This window comes from Streptomyces sp. NPDC012637 (genome assembly GCF_042954805.1).
Lineage (GTDB): Bacteria > Actinomycetota > Actinomycetes > Streptomycetales > Streptomycetaceae > Streptomyces.
Map to the genome: position 1 here is coordinate 547,711 of NZ_JBIBDS010000006.1, position 16,071 is coordinate 563,781.

Sequence of the window (16,071 nt, forward strand, 5' to 3'; positions counted from 1 at the left end):
GCCAAGCCCGGGGTACGGCCGGATTTACTTGCCTCGCAAGGATCAACCGAATGATCGGTCGCCCGTTTTACGACGGTGGCGCGGCCGTTCCGGGCCCGACGGTGTGCGGTCGAAGGAGTGGCGCATGAGTGGTCAGCTGGACGCGGGCGAGCGGCTCGGGCGCGACGAGCTGGAGGCCCTCCAGCTGGAGCGGCTGCGCGCGACCCTGCGCCACGCCTACGACAACGTGCCGTTCTACCGGCAGTCCTTCGACGGGGCCGGCGTACGGCCCGATGACTGCGGCTCGCTGGCCGACCTGGCCCGCTTCCCCTTCACCGCCAAGACCGACCTGCGCGAGCAGTACCCCTTCGGCATGTTCGCCGTCGACCAGTCCGAGATCCGCCGCATCCACGCCTCCAGCGGCACGACCGGCCGCCCCACCGTCGTCGGCTACACCGAGCGGGACCTCGACACCTGGGCGGACGTGGTGGCCCGCTCCATCCGCGCGGCCGGCGGCCGGCCCGGCCACAAGGTCCACGTGGCGTACGGGTACGGGCTGTTCACCGGCGGTCTCGGCGCGCACTACGGCGCGGAGCGGCTCGGCTGCACGGTGATCCCCGCCTCGGGCGGCATGACGGCCCGCCAGGTCCAGCTGATCCAGGACTTCAGGCCCGACATCATCATGGTGACGCCCTCGTACATGCTCACCCTGCTCGACGAGTTCGAGCGGCAGGGCGTCGACCCGCGCGGCACCTCCCTCAAGGTCGGCATCTTCGGTGCCGAGCCGTGGACCGAGGAGATGCGCCGGGAGATCGAGGAGCGCTTCGCGATCGACGCCGTCGACATATACGGGCTCTCCGAGGTCATGGGCCCGGGCGTCGCCCAGGAATGCGTGGAGACCAAGGACGGGCTGCACATCTGGGAGGACCACTTCCTCCCGGAGATCGTCGACCCGATCACCGGCGAGGTGCTGCCGGACGGGGAGGAGGGCGAGCTGGTCTTCACGTCCCTGACCAAGGAGGCCATGCCGGTGGTGCGCTACCGCACCCGCGACCTGACCCGGCTGCTGCCCGGCACGGCACGGGTCTTCCGGCGCATGGAGAAGGTCACCGGCCGCAGCGACGACATGGTCATCCTGCGGGGCGTGAACCTCTTCCCCACCCAGATCGAGGAGATCGTCCTGCGCACGCCCGCCGTGGCGCCGCACTTCCAGCTCCGTCTGACGAAGGAGGGCCGGCTCGACGCGCTCACCGTACGGGCGGAGGCCCGCCCGGACGCCACGCTCGAGCAGCGCTCGGAGGCGGCCCGCGCGATCGCGACGGCCGTCAAGGACGGCATCGGCGTCTCGGTCGCGGTGGAGGTGGTCGACCCGGAGACGCTGGAACGCTCGGTGGGCAAGATCAGGCGGATCGTCGACCTGCGGGACCACGCGTAGCCTGGAGGGAGGAGGTGGTAGCGATGCTGGCGGACTCCCCCATAGCCGCGATCATTCCGGTGAACGATCTGGCCCGAGCCAAGCGCTTCTACACCGAGACCCTCGGCCTTCCGCTCACGAAGGAGTCACCCGAGGACACCAGGTTCGAGACCGGTGGCACGACCATCGGTCTGTACGAGACGCCCTACGGCGGCCAGGCCCAGCACACCCTCGCCAGCTGGAAGGTCGCCGACCTCGACGCCGAGATGAAGGAGCTGCGCTCCAAGGGCGTCACGTTCGAGGACTACGACATGCCCGGCCTCAAGACGGTGGACGGCGTGGCCGAGACGGACACGATGCGGGGCGCCTGGTTCAAGGACAGCGAGGGGAACATCCTCTGTGTGATGGAGGAGCGCGAAGGCTGACGCTCCCCGGCCGCCGGCCGGTCACGAGGCGCCGAAGCGGTCCCGCAGTTCGCGCTTGAGGATCTTGCCGCTGGCGTTGCGGGGCAGCTCGTCGACCAGGAACACCCGCTTCGGGGCCTTGAAGTGGGCGAGCTTCTCGCGTGCGTGGGCGAGGAGTTCGTCCTCGGTGACGTCTGCGCGCGGGACGACGAAGGCGGTGACCGCCTCGATCCAGCGGTCGTCGGGGAGGCCGACGACCGCCGTCTCGGCGACCGCCGGATGGGTGTAAAGGGCGTCCTCGACCTGGCGCGAGGCGACCAGGACGCCCCCGGAGTTGATGACGTCCTTGACCCGGTCGACGACCGTGAAGTAGCCCTCGGCGTCGCGGACGGCGAGGTCGCCGGAGCGGAACCAGCCGTCGCGGAAGGCCTCCGCCGTCTCCTCCGGCTTGTCCCAGTAGCCGGTGCACAACTGCGGGGAGCGGTAGACGACTTCACCGGGCGTGCCGTCGGGCACGTCCTTGCCGTCCTCGTCCACGACCCTCGCCTCGACGTGGCGCACCGGGCGGCCGCAGGAGTCCATCCGGCCCTCGTGCTCGTCGGGGCCGAGGACGGTGGCGAGGGGCCCGATCTCGGACTGGCCGAAGCAGTTGTAGAAGCGCAGGGCGGGCAGCCGGGTGCGCAGGCCTTCCAGGACCGGTACGGGCATGATCGAGGCGCCGTAGTAGGCCTTGCGGAGGGCGGACAGGTCGCGGGTGGCGAACTCGGGGTGGTTGGCGAGCCCGATCCAGACGGTCGGGGGCGCGAACAGGCTGTCGCAGCGACCGTTCTCGGTCAGTTCGAAGAGGAGCGCGGGGTCGGGTCCGTCGACGATGGTGTTCTCGGCGCCCACCGCGAGGTACGGCAGCAGGAAGACGTGCATCTGCGCCGAGTGGTACAGCGGGAGCGAGTGCACCGGCCGGTCGTCCTCGTGCAGGTCGAGGGCGTCGATCGCGCTCGCGTACTCGTGCACCAGGGCGCGGTGGGTCATCATCGCGCCCTTGGGCAGGGCCGTGGTGCCCGAGGTGTAGAGCAGCTGGACGAGATCGCGGGCGTCGTGGTCCGTGTCGTACGGCTCGGCCGCGGCGAGCGCCGCGAGGAACGAGTCGTCGGTGTCGCGCAGGGCCCGTACGCGGAAGCCGTCGGGCACCCGGCCGGCGAGGGCCGGATCGGCGAGGACCAGCGAACTGCCGGACTGGCGCAGGACATAGTCGAGGTCGTCACCCGTGAGGTGGTGGTTGACCGGCACGTGGACGAGACCGGCGCGCGAGCAGGCGAGGAACGCGACGAGGTAGGCGTCGGAGTTGTGGGCGTAGGTCGCCACGCGGTCGTGTTCCCGCAGGCCCCATAGCTGCCGCAGGACGGCCGCGGCGGTCGAGACGGCGGCGTCCAGCTCGGCGTACGTCCAGGCGCGCTCGCCGTAGCGCACGGCGGTACGGTCCGGGACGCGCCGGGCGCTCTCGCGCAGCACGCCGTCGACGGTACGGGAGAGCAGTCGTCGTTCGTCCATGGCTGGGATCCTCGGCGGGGCCGGGCGGCCGGTCAAGTACCCGTCGCCCTTCGCGTCCCCGCGCACCTCGGATACCGAACGGGATGTTGACAGAGCAAGCGCTTGACTGCCTGGATGGCCCAACCCGCATTCCACGCATGCTCGTTGGGAGGCACGTTGCATTTCCGCACCCTGTTCCCGGCCCGGCTGAAACACCTCGCGCTGCTCGGCGCGGCCCTCGCCACCGTCACCGCCTCGCTGCCCGCGGCGGCCGTCGCCGACGCGGGCGACCGGAGCCACCACTCCTCCGACCGCGGCCTGTCGGCCGTGATCCGGTACACCGAGTACGGCATTCCGCACATCGTCGCCAAGGACTACGCGGACCTGGGCTTCGGCACCGGCTGGGCGCAGGCCGCCGACCAGGTCTGCGTCCTCGCCGACGGGTTCGTGACGGTCGGCGGCGAGCGCTCCCGCTGGTTCGGCGCGGACGGCGCGCCCGACGGCTCCCTGTCGTCGGCGACGAAGAACCTCTCCAGCGACCTGTTCTTCCGCGGGGCCAAGGACGCGGGCACGGTCGAGGCACTGCTGGCCACGCCCGCCCCGGCCGGTCCGAGCCGGCAGCTGAAGGAGCTGATGCGGGGCTGGGCGGCCGGCTACAACGCCTGGCTGCGGAAGAACCGGATCACCGATCCGGCCTGCGCGGGTGCCGCGTGGGTCCGGCCGGTCACCGAGCTCGACGTGGCGCGGCGCGGCTGGGCGGTGTCCGTCCTCGGCGGCCAGGGCCGGGGCGTGGAGGGCATCACGGCGGCCCGGCCCCCGGCCGCCACCGCCACAGGCACCACCGCCGGCGCCGGCACCGGCACCGAGGTCCCCGATCCCGCCCGCACGGCCGAGGCCGCCCGCGCGCTCCTCGCCGCCGAGAACGCGACGATGGGCTCCAACGCGGTCGCGTTCCAGGGGAGCACGACCGCGAACGGGCGGGGTCTGCTGCTCGGCAACCCGCACTACCCGTGGCAGGGCGGCCGCCGCTTCTGGCAGTCGCAGCAGACCATCCCGGGCGAGCTGAACGTCTCCGGCGCCTCCCTGCTCGGCACCGCCGTCGTCAACATCGGCTTCAACGACAAGGTCGCCTGGAGCCACACCGTCGCCACCGGAGTCCCGTTCAGCCTGCACCAGCTGACGCTCGACCCGGCCGACCCCACGGCGTACCTGGTCGACGGCAGGCCCGAGCGGATGAACCCGCGCACGGTCACCGTCGCCGTCAAGGACGGCGCCCCGGTCACCCGTACCCAGTGGTGGACGCGGTACGGGCCGGTCGTCACCGGCCTCGGCGCGGGCCTGCCGCTGCCGTGGACGGCGACGACGGCCTTCGCGCTCAACGACCCCAACGCCGCCAACCTCAGGGCCTCGGACACCGCCCTCGGCTTCGCGAAGTCCCGCTCCACGGCGGACATGGCGGAGGCGCTGCGGCGCACCCAGGGCCTGCCGTGGGTGAACACCGTCGCCGCCGACGCCGCCGGGCACACCCTGTTCACCCAGGCGCAGGTGCTGCCGCGGGTCACCGACGAGCTCGCACAGCGCTGCGCCACGCCGCTCGGCCGGGCCACGTATCCGGCGTCCGGCGTCGCCGTCCTCGACGGCGCGCGCGGCGACTGCGCGCTCGGCTCGGACCCGGACGCGGTGCAGCCGGGCGTCTTCGGACCGGCCCGGATGCCGGTCCTGGCGGACGCTCCGTACGTGGAGAACTCCAACGACAGCGCCTGGCTGGCCAACGCCGACCGGCCGGTGACCGGTTACGAGCGGATCTTCGGCACCGTCGGGACCCCGCGTTCGCTGCGCACGCGCGGCGCCGTGGAGGACGTGGCGGCGATGGCCGGCCGCGGCGGGCTGACGGTGGCGGATCTGCAGCGCCAGCAGTTCGCGAACCGGGCACCGGCCGGTGACCTGGCTGCGGCCGACGCGGCGAAGGCCTGCGCTGCCGTGCTCGCCGACGATCCCGAGGCGTGCCGGGTGATCGGCGCCTGGGACCGGACGGTGGACGCCGGCAGCCGGGGCGCGCTGCTCTTCGACCGGTTCTGGCGGAGGTTCACGGGGACGGTGAAGCCGGCCGACCTGTGGAAGGTGCCGTTCTCGGCGGCCGACCCGGTACGCACCCCGCACACCCTCGACACCGGTTCCCCCGCCTTCGCGCAGGCTCTGAGGGACGCGGTGGCGGAGCTGCGGGCGGCGGGGATCGCCCTCGACGCACCGCTCGGCCGGCACCAGTTCGTGGTGCGGAACGGGGCGCGCATCCCGGTGGGCGGCGGCACGGAGTCGCTGGGCATCTGGAACAAGACGGAGCCGGTGTGGAACCCGGCGGGCGGCGGCTACACGGAGGTCGCGCACGGCACGAGCCATGTGCAGGCGGTGGGCTGGGACGGCGGGCGCTGCCCGGTGGCGCGGACCCTGCTGACGTACTCCCAGTCCTCCGACCCGAACTCGCCGCACTACAGCGACCAGACGCGGTTGTACGCGGGTGAGCGCTGGGTGACCGCGCGCTTCTGCGAGAAGGACATCCTGCGCTCGCCGGCGCTGCGCGTGGTGGTGGTCAGGGACTGAACGACAGGAAGACGAAGGCGGCGAAGATCGAGAGGTGGACGCCGCCCTGGAGGAGCGTGGCCCGTCCGGGCACCACGGTCAGGGCGCTCACCACGGCGGTGAGCACGAGCAGCACCATGTGGAGGGGGCCCAGGCCGAGGACGAGGGGCCCCTCCAGCCAGATCGAGGCGAGGGCGATCGACGGGATCGTGAGGCCGATGCTGGCGATCGCGGAGCCGTAGGCCAGGTTCATGCTGGTCTGCATCCGGTCCCGGCGGGCCGCGCGCACGGCCGCGAGGGTCTCGGGCAGCAGCACCATCAGGGCGATGACGACGCCGACCACGGCCTTCGGCAGGCCGGCGGACTCGACGCCGTCCTCGATGGTGGGCGAGACCAGCTTGGCGTTGCCGACGACGGCGACGAGGGCGACCACGAGCAGTCCGAGGCTGAACCAGGTCTCGCGGGCGGTCGGCGGCGCGGCGTGGTCGTCCTCCGACTCCCGGCCCTCCTGGCCCGGTCGCGGTACGGGGAGGAAGTAGTCGCGGTGCCGGACGGTCTGCACGGCGACGAACACGCCGTAGAGGCAGAGCGAGGCGACGGCGGCGAAGGCCAGCTGGGCGGTGGAGAACTCGGGCCCGGGGTGGCTCGTGGTGAACGTCGGCAGGACAAGGGTCATCGTCGCGAGCGTGCAGACGGTCGCGAGGGCGCCGCCGGAGCCCTCGGCGTTGAAGACGGCGACGCGGTTGCGCAGCGCGGCGACGAGCAGGGAGAGACCGACGATGCCGTTGCAGGTGATCATGACGGCGGCGAAGACGGTGTCGCGGGCGTAGGTGGCGGTCTTCTCGCCGCCGCCGGCCATCAGCGTGACGATGAGTCCGACCTCGATGACGGTGACGGCGACCGCGAGCACGAGGGAGCCGTACGGTTCGCCGACGCGGTGGGCGACGACCTCCGCGTGGTGGACGGCGGCCAGGACGGCGGCGAAGAGGAGGACCGCGACGAGGCCCACCGCGAAGCCGGGCAGATCGCGGCCCCAGCCGGCGGCGAGGCCGGCGGCCGCGACCACCGGTCCCCAGGTGGTCCACTGTCGTGTCAGTCCTGCCGTCGTCGAACTCATGCCCTGAATCCTGCCATAACGGCATGAAGGGATCGGGTGCACCGCGTAGGGTGCGGGCATGACGGAAACTCAAGTACCCATACCCGCAAGGGGAGACGTCGGCCCACCGCACGGTGGGGCGGACGAGCGTTCGACGCTCGTCGCCTTCCTCGGGTACCTTCGGGAGGCGGTGGCCGCCAAGGCCGAGGGCATCGACTTCGACCGGGCTCGGACGCCCGGGGTGGCCTCGGGCACCAATCTGCTCGGTCTGGTGAAGCACCTGACGGCGGCGGAGACCTTCTGGTTCGTGTACGCGTTCGAGGGTGCGGACGAGCCGATCCCGGACTTCGGCATGGAGGTGACCGAGGCGGACGACCCGGAGGGGCTGCTCGCCGCCTACCGGGAGGCCGGCCGGCGCTCCGACGCGATCGTCGCGGCCTGCCCGGACCTGGAGAGCCTCGCCGCCCGCACGACGCATCCCTCCGGGATCCACCGTTCGCTGCGCTGGATCCTCGTCCACATGATCGAGGAGACGGCCCGCCACGCGGGCCACGCCGACATCCTGCGGGAGCAGGCGGACGGCGCGGTCGGACGCTGACCGGACACCGGAAGGCCGCCCGGCGTGTGCCGGGCGGCCTTCGTGCGCGTACGCGGTCTGACCGGTCAGACCGGTCAGGTCAGGTCAGGTCAGGTCAGGTCAGGTCAGGTCAGGCGAGCGGTACGGCGTCGATCACCCGTTGCGGAACCGTCCACACCCCGGTGGTCACGTCCGTCGGGGTCCGGCGTCCCCCGGTGATCAGCCAGACGGCGGGCGAATCGGGTGACTTCAGCCGGGTGCCGTCGCCGAACTGCGTGGGCAGCGCCTTCCAGACGCGGTTCGGCACCACCTGCATGGGAACGTCCGCGTACCCGCTCGCCGTCAGCTCCGCCATGCTGGAGAACGGGACCTTCGCCCCGCCCACGACCGCTCCCTGGCTCGGCGAGCCGGCGTCCTTGAGCCGGGTCCCGTCGGCGATCCTGGTCGTCATCGCGTCCCACACGCGGACGGGCACGACCTGCCGGGGCCTGCTGCCGTAACCGGCGTCGTTACGTTCGGCCTCCGTGTGGAAGTCGACCCTGGCACCGCCGACCACCGCGGCCTCCGAGGACCACCCGCTCTTCGCGATGCGGGTGCCGTCCGCGATCCTCGTGGTCATCGCGTCCCACACGCGGGTGGGGACGACCTGGAGCGTCACAGCGCCGTAGCCGGCGTCGTTGCGTTCGGCCTCCGTGTGGAAGTCGACCCTGGCACCGCCGACCACCGCGGCCTCCGAAGGAGACCCGCTCTTCTTGATGCGCGTGCCGTCCCCGATCTTCGTCGTGAGCGCGTCCCACACCCGGTCAGGCACGGTCCACATCCGCTTGCCCCCGAATCCGCAGGCGATCAGCTCGTCCATCGACGCGAAGGGCACCTTCGCCCCACCGACGATGCCCGCCTGCGAGGTGGCACCGGCCTTCTTCACCCGTGTGCCGTCCCCGATCCGGTCGGGGATCAGACTGAACGCCCGGCCGGGCAGTGCACGGACCTTCGACGCCCAGTCGGCACCGAAGCCGGAGTCGACGACCTCCTGCGGCGAGGCGAAGTTGACCCGGGCGCCGCCGATGATCGCGGCGACGGGCGAACTCCCGCCGGTGCCCTGGACCAGCGTGCCGTCGTCGGGCACGTCGGCCCGGATCATGTTGAACGCGCGCACCGGCACCGTCCGCACCTTGCTCTGCCAGTCGGTGCCGAAGCCGGAGTCGATGACCTCCTGCGGGCTGGCGAAGTTGATGCGCGCGCCGCCGAGCATCATCGCCACGGGGGTCGGCACGCCGTTGGCGATGCCCTGGACGAGCGAGCCGTCCGGCGGGATGTCGGCAGGGAACTCGTTGAAGACACGGCTCGGGATCGCGCGCACCTTCTCGCGCCAGTTGGTCCCGTATCCGGTCTCGACCACTTCCTCGGGCGAGGCGAAGTTGATGCGCGACCCTGCCACGAACATGGCCACCGGAGTCGACGCGCCGCCGCCGGTGCCCTGGACGAGCGTGCCGTCCGCGGGGATCGTTCCGAGGTTGTTGAACGAGTAGTCCGACACGATGACGACCTTGGAGGGCCAGTCGGTGCCGAACCCGGTGTCGATCACCTCCTGCGGCGAGGCGAAGTTGAGGCGCGCGCCGCCGACGGTCTGGGCGACGGGCGTGGCGTTGCCGGCGTTCCAGCCCTGGACCAGACTGCCGTCGGCCGGGGCCCGGTTCATGTGGTCGCGGGCGTCGATCGACCAGTCGGAGATCTTCGGCGGACGGCCGCAGTTGACCGGGGAGTTGCAGTGCGACTGGTGCAGGGGCGCACCGCCGACGAAGATGTACACGCGGCCGCGCTGGTCGATGGCCGACGAGCCGTTGCGCGGTGCCTTGGGACCCGCGTCGATGACCGACTGGGAGGTGGGGCGCGGCTGGGAGTCGCAGATGCCGCCGTCACAGGTGGCCTGCCAGACGGGTGCGCCGCCGACCATCTTGTAGATGCGCCTGGTGTCCGTGGTGTGCAGGAGCGTGCCGTCGCCCAGACCGTGGACCGACGTCACCGGCTGCGGCTGCGGGGGCATGGGCGGGTTGGTCGTACCGGGCGTCCCCTGGCCACCGCGCCCCGTGGACTGCGTGACCTTCTTGAAGCCCTCGCTCTTCGGGAGCTGCACCCACATCGCGCTCTTGAAGCTGTCGAGGGTGTACGGCCAGCCCACGTTGCACCCGGCCGGGTACCAGTTGCGCATCAGGAAGACGCGTTCGGTGAAGACGCCGTAGGAGACGTAGGTGATCTCGTGGGCGGGGGACGTGGTGTTGGTCTTCAGGCCCACCGAACTCGTCCACGAGACCTTCGTGCTGAGGCTGAGCTCGGCGTTGGCCTTGGCCACGACCCATTCGGCCGAGACTCCGGCGGTGAGCTGGGCACCGACCTCGATGGTGCGGGACTTGGTGACGGTCACCTCGAGGTTGTCTCCGGGCGCCACCCGCCAGGGGCCGTCGGCCGGTGCGAACTCCTCGTAGTGCTTGCTCACGTACCAGGGGCCCGGCTCGCAGGAGGGGACGGGCAGGGGGAGGGGTGGTTCGTCGGCCTGGGCGGGCCGTGGCGTGGTCGCCACGAGCCCGCCGGCCATGAGAACGACGGCCAGCGCGGTGAGCGCCGACCTGAATCTCTGTCCGAGCATCGTGCCTTCCTTCTCTGAGGAGGTCTGTCCTTGGTCATGGACACCTCGGGTGGACCGAGAAGGAAGAGTGCCGGGTGAGGTGACGGGTTCCGCGTCGGGCGTCAGGGCTTCGGCAGGGCGCAGCCCGCGCGGTTCAGGTCGATCACGTTGCCGGGGCCGACACACGGGACGATCGTGTAGGTCTGCTGGGCGTAGTTGATGCCCTGACGGACCGTCACGGTGCCGTTCTGGTCGATCTCGCAGGGGTTGTTCACGGTGCAGCTCTGGCCGTCCTCGTTGCCCGTGTTGTTCACGGCGACGACCTTGCCGGTGGTCGTGTCGATCACGGGCGAGCCCGAGGTGCCGCCGATGGTGTTGCAGGAGGAGGTGTAGCGGACCGAGTCCTTCCAGGTCCAGTCGCCCTCCTTGAGGCGGTAGACGAACCCGTCGATGTTGCAGCTGTAGGTCCGCTTCCAGTATCCGGAGACCACCGTGATGGGCGTGCCCTGGGTCGGGTGGGCGGCGTCGAGGGTCAGGGCGCCGATGCCGTACTGGCTCTGGATCTGCGCGTACGTCTTGGTCAGCCGGTAGATCGACACGTCCGTGTCGGTCATGGTGGCGTACGCGATCCGGTCTGCGCGCAGCGTGGCGACCTTCGTGCCGGACCCGTTCAGGAGCGAGAAGGAGCGGCTGGAGCGCTGGTTCACGACGACCTCGCCGGCCGCGGGGAAACCGGTCTCCAGGCAGTGTCCGTTGGAGAGGACGAGCGCGGGGTCGCCTGGCTGGGAGCCGGGCATGCGGACCAGGGATCCGGAGCAGTTGCTGAGCGCGACCGTGCCGGCGAAGTCCACTGCGGAGGCCCCGGCCGTGGGCCGGGTCGCCGTCTGCCCGCTCCGCTCCGCGGGGGCCGGAGCCTGCGCGACCGCGTCCCGGGGTGCGGACGCCATGGCCGGGGCCGCCGCCGCTCCCGTGAGGAGCAGGGCGAGCAGGGCACCGACGAGAGGCTTGTTCATGTGGGGGTCCCCTCTGATGACGATGCAACCGAAGATCCTTCGGTTGTCATGAGCATTCTCGAAAGGGGTTGCCCCGACTGACAAGTACGCGTGCCCTGTTGGCTGGAAGCGATCGACCGCCGCCGTCACAGCGGCCGGTCGTGCCCCTCCCAGTACGGGTCCCTCAGACGGCGCTTGTAGAGCTTGCCGTTGGGATCGCGCGGCATGTGCCCGATGAAGTCGACGGACCTGGGACGCTTGTACCCGGCGAGGAGGCGCTCGCAGTGGGCGAGGATCGCGGCGGCGAGCGCGGGACCGGGCTCGTGACCGTCGGCCGGCTCGACGACGGCCTTGACCTCCTCGCCCCAGTCGGCGTGCGGGATGCCGAAGGCGGCGGCGTCGGCGACGGCGGGGTGGGCGAGCAGCACGGCCTCGACCTCGGCGGGGTAGATGTTGACTCCACCGGAGATGATCATGTCGATCTTGCGGTCGCGGAGGAAGAGATAGCCGTCCTCGTCGAGCACGCCGAGGTCGCCGACGGTGAAGAAGTCGCCGATGCGACCGGCCGCGGTCTTGGCGTCGTCCTTGTGGTAGCGGAAGCCGCCGGTGCTCATCTTCATGTAGACGGTGCCGAGCCGCCCGGGCGGCAGGCGTTCGCCGTCGTCGTCGAAGACCGCGAGCTCGCTGATGGGCCACGCGCGGCCGACGGTGCCGGGCTTCTTCAGCCAGTCCTCGGCGGTGGCGAAGGCGCCGCCGCCCTCACTGGCCGCGTAGTACTCCTCCACGCAGTGCCCCCACCAGTCGATCATCGCGCGCTTGACGTGGTCGGGGCAGGGCGCGGCGCCGTGGATGGCATGGCGCATGGAGGAGACGTCGTAGCGGCCGCGCACGTCCTCGGGGAGGGCGAGCAGGCGGTGGAACTGGGTGGGCACCATGTGGGTGTGGGTGCAGTGGTGGCCGTCGATGAGCCGCAGCATCTCCTCGGGCGTCCACTTGTCCATGAGGACCAGGGGGTGGCCAATGTGCAGGGCGGCGCCCGCGAACTGCAGCACGGCCGTGTGGTAGAGCGGCGAGCAGACCAGATGGACGTTGCCGTCGAAGGGCTTGATGCCGAAGATGCCGAGGAAACCGCCGAGGTACGTCTCCTCAGGGGTCTTTCCGGACAGCGGGCGGCGGATCCCGCGGGGCCTTCCGGTGGTGCCCGAGGTGTAGTTCATCACCCAGCCGAGGGTGCGGTCGGCGGGCGCGGTCCCGGGCTGCCCGTCGAGGAGTTCGGCGTACGGGCGGAAGCCGGCGATCTCGCCGACGGCGTAGCGATGGCCCGGCGGGAGGCCCGCCTCCTCCGCGGCGGCGGTGGCGGCCCCGGCGAAGCGCTCGTGGGCGACGAGGACCTTCGCGCCGGAGTCGGCGACGATCCAGGCGATCTCGGGGCCGACGAGGTGGTGGTTGACGGGCACGAGGTAGAACCCGGCCTGGGTGGCGGCCAGATAGGCGGTGAAGAACTCGACCCCGTTGGGGAGGACGACGGCGAAGGCGTCGCCGCGCTCCAGGCCGGCCGCGCGCAGACCGTGGACGAGCTGGTTGACCGCCGTGTGGAGACGGCCGGCGGACCACTGCTCTCCGTCCGGAGCAGTGATCACGATCCGCTCCGGCTCGGCGGTGGCCTGTGCCCAGAAGCCGTTGGGACCCTGGCTCATCCTTCGCCCCTTCCCGCGATGCGGTTGATCCGGTCGACGGCCTCCTCGAAGCCGCGGGTCAGCTCGTCGAAGACCTGCCGGACGCTGCGCTCGGTGTTCATGCGGCCCACGATCTGGCCGACCGGCGTGCCGAGCAGCGGCGTGACCTCGTACTTCTGGATCCGGGAGACCGCTTCGGCCACGAGGAGGCCCTGCAGCGGCATCGGCAGCGGGCCGGGCCCGGCGGGATCGTCCCAGGCGTCGGTCCACTCGGTGCGCAGCTGCCGGGCGGGTTTGCCGGTGAGGGCGCGGGAGCGGACGGTGTCGCCGGAGCCGGCCGCGAGCAGCTTCTCGGTGAGCGCGCGGGAGTGGAGTTCGGCCTCGGTCGTGGTGAGCCAGAGCGAGCCGAGCCAGACGCCCTGGGCGCCGAGCGCGAGTCCGGCGGCGATCTGCTCGCCGCTGCCGATGCCGCCGGCGGCGAGCACGGGCAGCGGCGCGACGGCGTCGACGACCTCGGGCGTCAGGACCATGGAGGCGATCTCGCCGGTGTGGCCACCGGCCTCGTAGCCCTGGGCGACCACGATGTCGATGCCGGCGTCGGCGTGGTGGCGGGCGTGCCGGGCGCTGCCCGCGAGGGCGGCGACGAGGACGCCGTGGCCGTGGGCGCGGGCGACGACGTCGGCTGGCGGTGAACCGAGGGCGTTGGCGAGCAGCTTGATGGGGTAGTCGAAGGCGACGTCGAGCTGGCTGCGGGCGACCTGTTCCATCCAGCCGGTGATCCGCCAGCCGGACGCCTCGCCCTCGGCGAGTTCCGGGACGCCGTGCTTGGCCAGGGTGGCGCGGACGAACTCGCGGTGCTCCGCCGGGATCATCGCCTCGACGTCGGCCTCGCTCACGCCTTCGACCTTCTTCGCGGGCATGACGACGTCGAGACCGTAGGGCAGGCCGTCGGTGTGGTCCTGCATCCAGTCGAGGTCGCGCGCGAGGTCGTCCGGGGCGGTGTAACGGACCGCGCCGAGGACGCCGAACCCGCCGGCTCTGGTGATGGCCGCGGCCACCGCGGGGAAGGGCGTGAAGCCGAAGATGGCGTGCTCGATCCCCAGTGTGCGACTCAGCTCCGTCTTCATGGGCGGCATGGTGCCGCAGCCGGTGTGCCGAGGGAAGAGATTTCCTGATGCAGTGTCAGATTCTTTGCCGTACCGCGCGCTTCCCCGATCCCACCCCGCTCCGGTAGGAAAGTTTCAGATCTTGCCGGAGTGGCCGAAGTTTTCTTTCAGGAGCGATGGGAGAGGGTGGGCATGACGGACGGGTCGACGATGGGGAACCGGGGATCGAGCCGCCGCGCGTTCGGCGGCGGCGTCCTCGCCCTGGGAGGTGCGCTGATGATCGGTACGGTGCCGGGGGCCGCGGCCGCGCCCGAACCGGGCTCCGGCGGCGCCGGCGGTGCGGGCGAGGCCGGGCCGGGCTTCGGTGCGGCACGCCGGACGACCCTGCGACGCGGCTCCGCCGAGCGGGCGGGGCTGCTGCCCGGACACCTGGACCGTCTGGTCGCGGACGCCGAGTCGTATCTGCGCCCCTCCCCCACGCACCCGTGGTACGCGGGCGCGGTGCTGCTCGCGGGGCGCGGCGGGACCGTGGCACTGCACCGGCCGATCGGCACGGCCGTGCGCTACGCGGCGTACGACGAGAAGTCCGACACGGGCGTCGAGCTGCCGGCCCACGAACAGATCCCGATGCGCGAGGACACCGTCTTCGACCTGGCGTCCGTCTCCAAGCTGTTCACCTCGATCCTGGCGGTGCAGCAGATCGAGCGCGGGGCACTGGCCCTGGAGGAGAAGGTCACGGCGTACCTGCCGGAGTTCGGCGGCGGCGGGAAGCAGGACGTCACGGTCCGTCAGCTGCTCACCCACACCTCGGGATTCCGGGCCTGGATCCCGCTCTACAAGGAGCCCACGAGGGAAGGGCGGCTGCGGCTGCTGTGGAACGAGGTGCCGGCGAACCCGCCCGGCACCGTCTACCTCTACTCCGACCTGAACCTGATCACGCTTCAGCTGATCCTGGAGGAGATCACCGGTCACCCTCTGGATCACCTGCTCCGAACCGAGATCACCGCTCCGCTCGGGATGCACCGCACGCGTTTCAATCCCCCGCTCTCGTGGCGCAGGGGCATCGCCGCCACGGAGGACGCCCGCAAGCCCTGGTCCGGGCTCGACCGCGGCATGGTGTGGGGCGAGGTGCACGACGAGAACGCGTACGGCATGGGCGGCGTCGCCGGCCACGCCGGCGTCTTCGCCGACGCCTGGGACCTCGCCGTCCTCGCCCGCACGCTGCTCAACGGCGGTGCGTACGGCGACGCCCGCATCCTCTCCCCCGCCTCCGTGGAGCTGATGTTCACCGACTTCAACACCGCCTTCCCGGGCGACGAGCACGGCCTCGGCTTCGAGCTCTACCAGCACTGGTACATGGGCGCGATGGCCACGCCGCGCACGGCGGGCCACACCGGCTTCACCGGCACCAGCCTGGTGCTCGACCCGACCACCGACGCCTTCCTCATCGTGCTCGGGAACTCCGTCCACCCGGTACGGAGCTGGCGCTCCGGCTCCGCGCCCCGGGTCGCGGCCGCCGACGCCCTGGCCCGCGCCGTGCCGGTCCGCCCGGCCCGGGGCCGCAGCGCATGGTTCTCCGGCATGGCGAACGCCGCCACCGCGACGCTCACCCTTCCGGAGGTGCCCGGCGCCGCCCGCCTGGACTGCGCGCTGTGGTGGGACACCGAGCCCGGCACGGACAGCGCCGTCCTGGAGGCCTCGACCGACGGCGGCGCCCACTGGACGCCGGTGCCCTTCACCACGACCGCCCGTCGGGACGGCCGGCCGCACGCCGAGGAACATCCGAGCGGCGCGGTCAGCGGCTGGTCGGGCCGCGAGTGGCACGACCTCACCGCCGACCTGTCCGCCTGGACCGCGCCGGTACGGCTCCGCTGGCGGTACACCACCGACCGCCGCTACGTCGGCCGCGGCGTCTACGTCTGCGGCCTGCGCCTCCTGGCTCCCTCGGGCCGCCCGCTCTTCGATGAGGCCCGCCCGGCGGACCGCTCCCGCGTCGAACCGGTGGGCTGGGCGGCCTCGGCGGACTAGGCCGTCTCTTCCGGATCTCGCCCGGGACCGCGGTGCCCGGCCGAGATCCGGAAGAGACGGCCTGGATCGTCC

11 protein-coding genes are annotated in these 16,071 nt (G+C 71.8%); 5 read left to right on the forward strand and 6 right to left on the reverse strand.

The window, feature by feature from the left end; translation table 11 throughout:
- The first annotated feature begins 124 nt into the window (after nt 1–124).
- Together paaK and ACFY8W_RS25550 are read left to right on the forward strand one after the other, a co-directional pair.
- Complete coding sequence (gene paaK, locus ACFY8W_RS25545; RefSeq protein WP_391109448.1) at nt 125–1,414, forward strand: phenylacetate--CoA ligase PaaK; 1,290 nt, start codon at nt 125–127, stop codon at nt 1,412–1,414.
- A gap of 23 nt (nt 1,415–1,437) precedes the next feature.
- Nucleotides 1,438–1,818 carry a VOC family protein gene (locus ACFY8W_RS25550; protein ID WP_391109451.1) on the forward strand — a complete coding sequence of 127 codons (381 nt, stop codon included), beginning with the start codon at nt 1,438–1,440 and terminating at the stop codon, nt 1,816–1,818.
- Between the two features lie 21 nt (nt 1,819–1,839).
- Here ACFY8W_RS25550 and ACFY8W_RS25555 read toward each other — a convergent pair whose 3' ends face one another.
- On the reverse strand, nt 1,840–3,345 hold the full coding sequence (locus tag ACFY8W_RS25555) for a fatty acyl-CoA synthetase (RefSeq protein WP_391109454.1): 1,506 nt from the start codon (nt 3,343–3,345) through the stop codon (nt 1,840–1,842).
- A 156-nt stretch (nt 3,346–3,501) separates the two neighbouring features.
- Here ACFY8W_RS25555 and ACFY8W_RS25560 point away from each other — a divergent pair, with 156 nt between their 5' ends.
- A complete protein-coding gene (locus tag ACFY8W_RS25560; RefSeq protein ID WP_391109457.1) occupies nt 3,502–5,922 on the forward strand; it encodes a penicillin acylase family protein in 2,421 nt (806 codons plus the stop codon).
- Here the strand turns inward: ACFY8W_RS25560 and ACFY8W_RS25565 are convergent.
- A complete protein-coding gene (locus tag ACFY8W_RS25565; RefSeq protein ID WP_391109460.1) occupies nt 5,912–7,018 on the reverse strand; it encodes a calcium:proton antiporter in 1,107 nt (368 codons plus the stop codon). The genes ACFY8W_RS25560 and ACFY8W_RS25565 overlap by 11 nt on opposite strands.
- A gap of 58 nt (nt 7,019–7,076) precedes the next feature.
- Between ACFY8W_RS25565 and ACFY8W_RS25570 the strand changes: the two genes are divergently transcribed.
- Nucleotides 7,077–7,595 carry a DUF664 domain-containing protein gene (locus tag ACFY8W_RS25570; RefSeq protein ID WP_391109462.1) on the forward strand — a complete coding sequence of 173 codons (519 nt, stop codon included), beginning with the start codon at nt 7,077–7,079 and terminating at the stop codon, nt 7,593–7,595.
- A gap of 109 nt (nt 7,596–7,704) precedes the next feature.
- Here the strand turns inward: ACFY8W_RS25570 and ACFY8W_RS25575 are convergent, their stop codons facing one another.
- From ACFY8W_RS25575 to ACFY8W_RS25590, 4 genes are all read right to left on the reverse strand, one after another.
- The gene (locus ACFY8W_RS25575) at nt 7,705–10,218 is read right to left on the reverse strand and encodes a hypothetical protein (RefSeq protein WP_391109464.1); all 2,514 of its coding nucleotides are present in this window, start codon (nt 10,216–10,218) and stop codon (nt 7,705–7,707) included.
- Between the two features lie 101 nt (nt 10,219–10,319).
- The gene (locus ACFY8W_RS25580) at nt 10,320–11,210 is read right to left on the reverse strand and encodes a trypsin-like peptidase domain-containing protein (RefSeq protein WP_391109466.1); all 891 of its coding nucleotides are present in this window, start codon (nt 11,208–11,210) and stop codon (nt 10,320–10,322) included.
- 125 nt (nt 11,211–11,335) lie between these two features.
- Nucleotides 11,336–12,886, reverse strand: coding sequence for an AMP-binding protein (locus ACFY8W_RS25585; RefSeq protein WP_391109469.1), 1,551 nt, complete (start codon nt 12,884–12,886; stop codon nt 11,336–11,338).
- Nucleotides 12,883–13,992 (reverse strand): nitronate monooxygenase, encoded by a 1,110-nt coding sequence (locus ACFY8W_RS25590; protein WP_391109471.1) that lies wholly within the window; start codon nt 13,990–13,992, stop codon nt 12,883–12,885. The genes ACFY8W_RS25585 and ACFY8W_RS25590 overlap by 4 nt, the downstream gene beginning before the upstream one ends.
- 171 nt (nt 13,993–14,163) lie before the next feature.
- Between ACFY8W_RS25590 and ACFY8W_RS25595 the strand changes: the two genes are divergently transcribed.
- Nucleotides 14,164–15,999 carry a serine hydrolase gene (locus ACFY8W_RS25595; RefSeq protein WP_391109473.1) on the forward strand — a complete coding sequence of 612 codons (1,836 nt, stop codon included), beginning with the start codon at nt 14,164–14,166 and terminating at the stop codon, nt 15,997–15,999.
- The last annotated feature ends 72 nt before the right edge of the window (nt 16,000–16,071 follow it).

What these genes read in the sequence shown, in the direction of transcription:
- ACFY8W_RS25595 (WP_391109473.1), top strand. Translation starts at nt 14,164, where the DNA reads ATGACGGACGGGTCGACGATGGGGAACCGGGGATCGAGCCGCCGCGCG.
- ACFY8W_RS25565 (WP_391109460.1), bottom strand. Translation starts at nt 7,018, where the DNA reads ATGAGTTCGACGACGGCAGGACTGACACGACAGTGGACCACCTGGGGA.
- ACFY8W_RS25555 (WP_391109454.1), bottom strand. Translation starts at nt 3,345, where the DNA reads ATGGACGAACGACGACTGCTCTCCCGTACCGTCGACGGCGTGCTGCGC.
- ACFY8W_RS25575 (WP_391109464.1), bottom strand. Translation starts at nt 10,218, where the DNA reads ATGCTCGGACAGAGATTCAGGTCGGCGCTCACCGCGCTGGCCGTCGTT.
- ACFY8W_RS25590 (WP_391109471.1), bottom strand. Translation starts at nt 13,992, where the DNA reads ATGAAGACGGAGCTGAGTCGCACACTGGGGATCGAGCACGCCATCTTC.
- ACFY8W_RS25585 (WP_391109469.1), bottom strand. Translation starts at nt 12,886, where the DNA reads ATGAGCCAGGGTCCCAACGGCTTCTGGGCACAGGCCACCGCCGAGCCG.
- ACFY8W_RS25550 (WP_391109451.1), top strand. Translation starts at nt 1,438, where the DNA reads ATGCTGGCGGACTCCCCCATAGCCGCGATCATTCCGGTGAACGATCTG.
- ACFY8W_RS25580 (WP_391109466.1), bottom strand. Translation starts at nt 11,210, where the DNA reads ATGAACAAGCCTCTCGTCGGTGCCCTGCTCGCCCTGCTCCTCACGGGA.
- ACFY8W_RS25570 (WP_391109462.1), top strand. Translation starts at nt 7,077, where the DNA reads ATGACGGAAACTCAAGTACCCATACCCGCAAGGGGAGACGTCGGCCCA.
- paaK (WP_391109448.1), top strand. Translation starts at nt 125, where the DNA reads ATGAGTGGTCAGCTGGACGCGGGCGAGCGGCTCGGGCGCGACGAGCTG.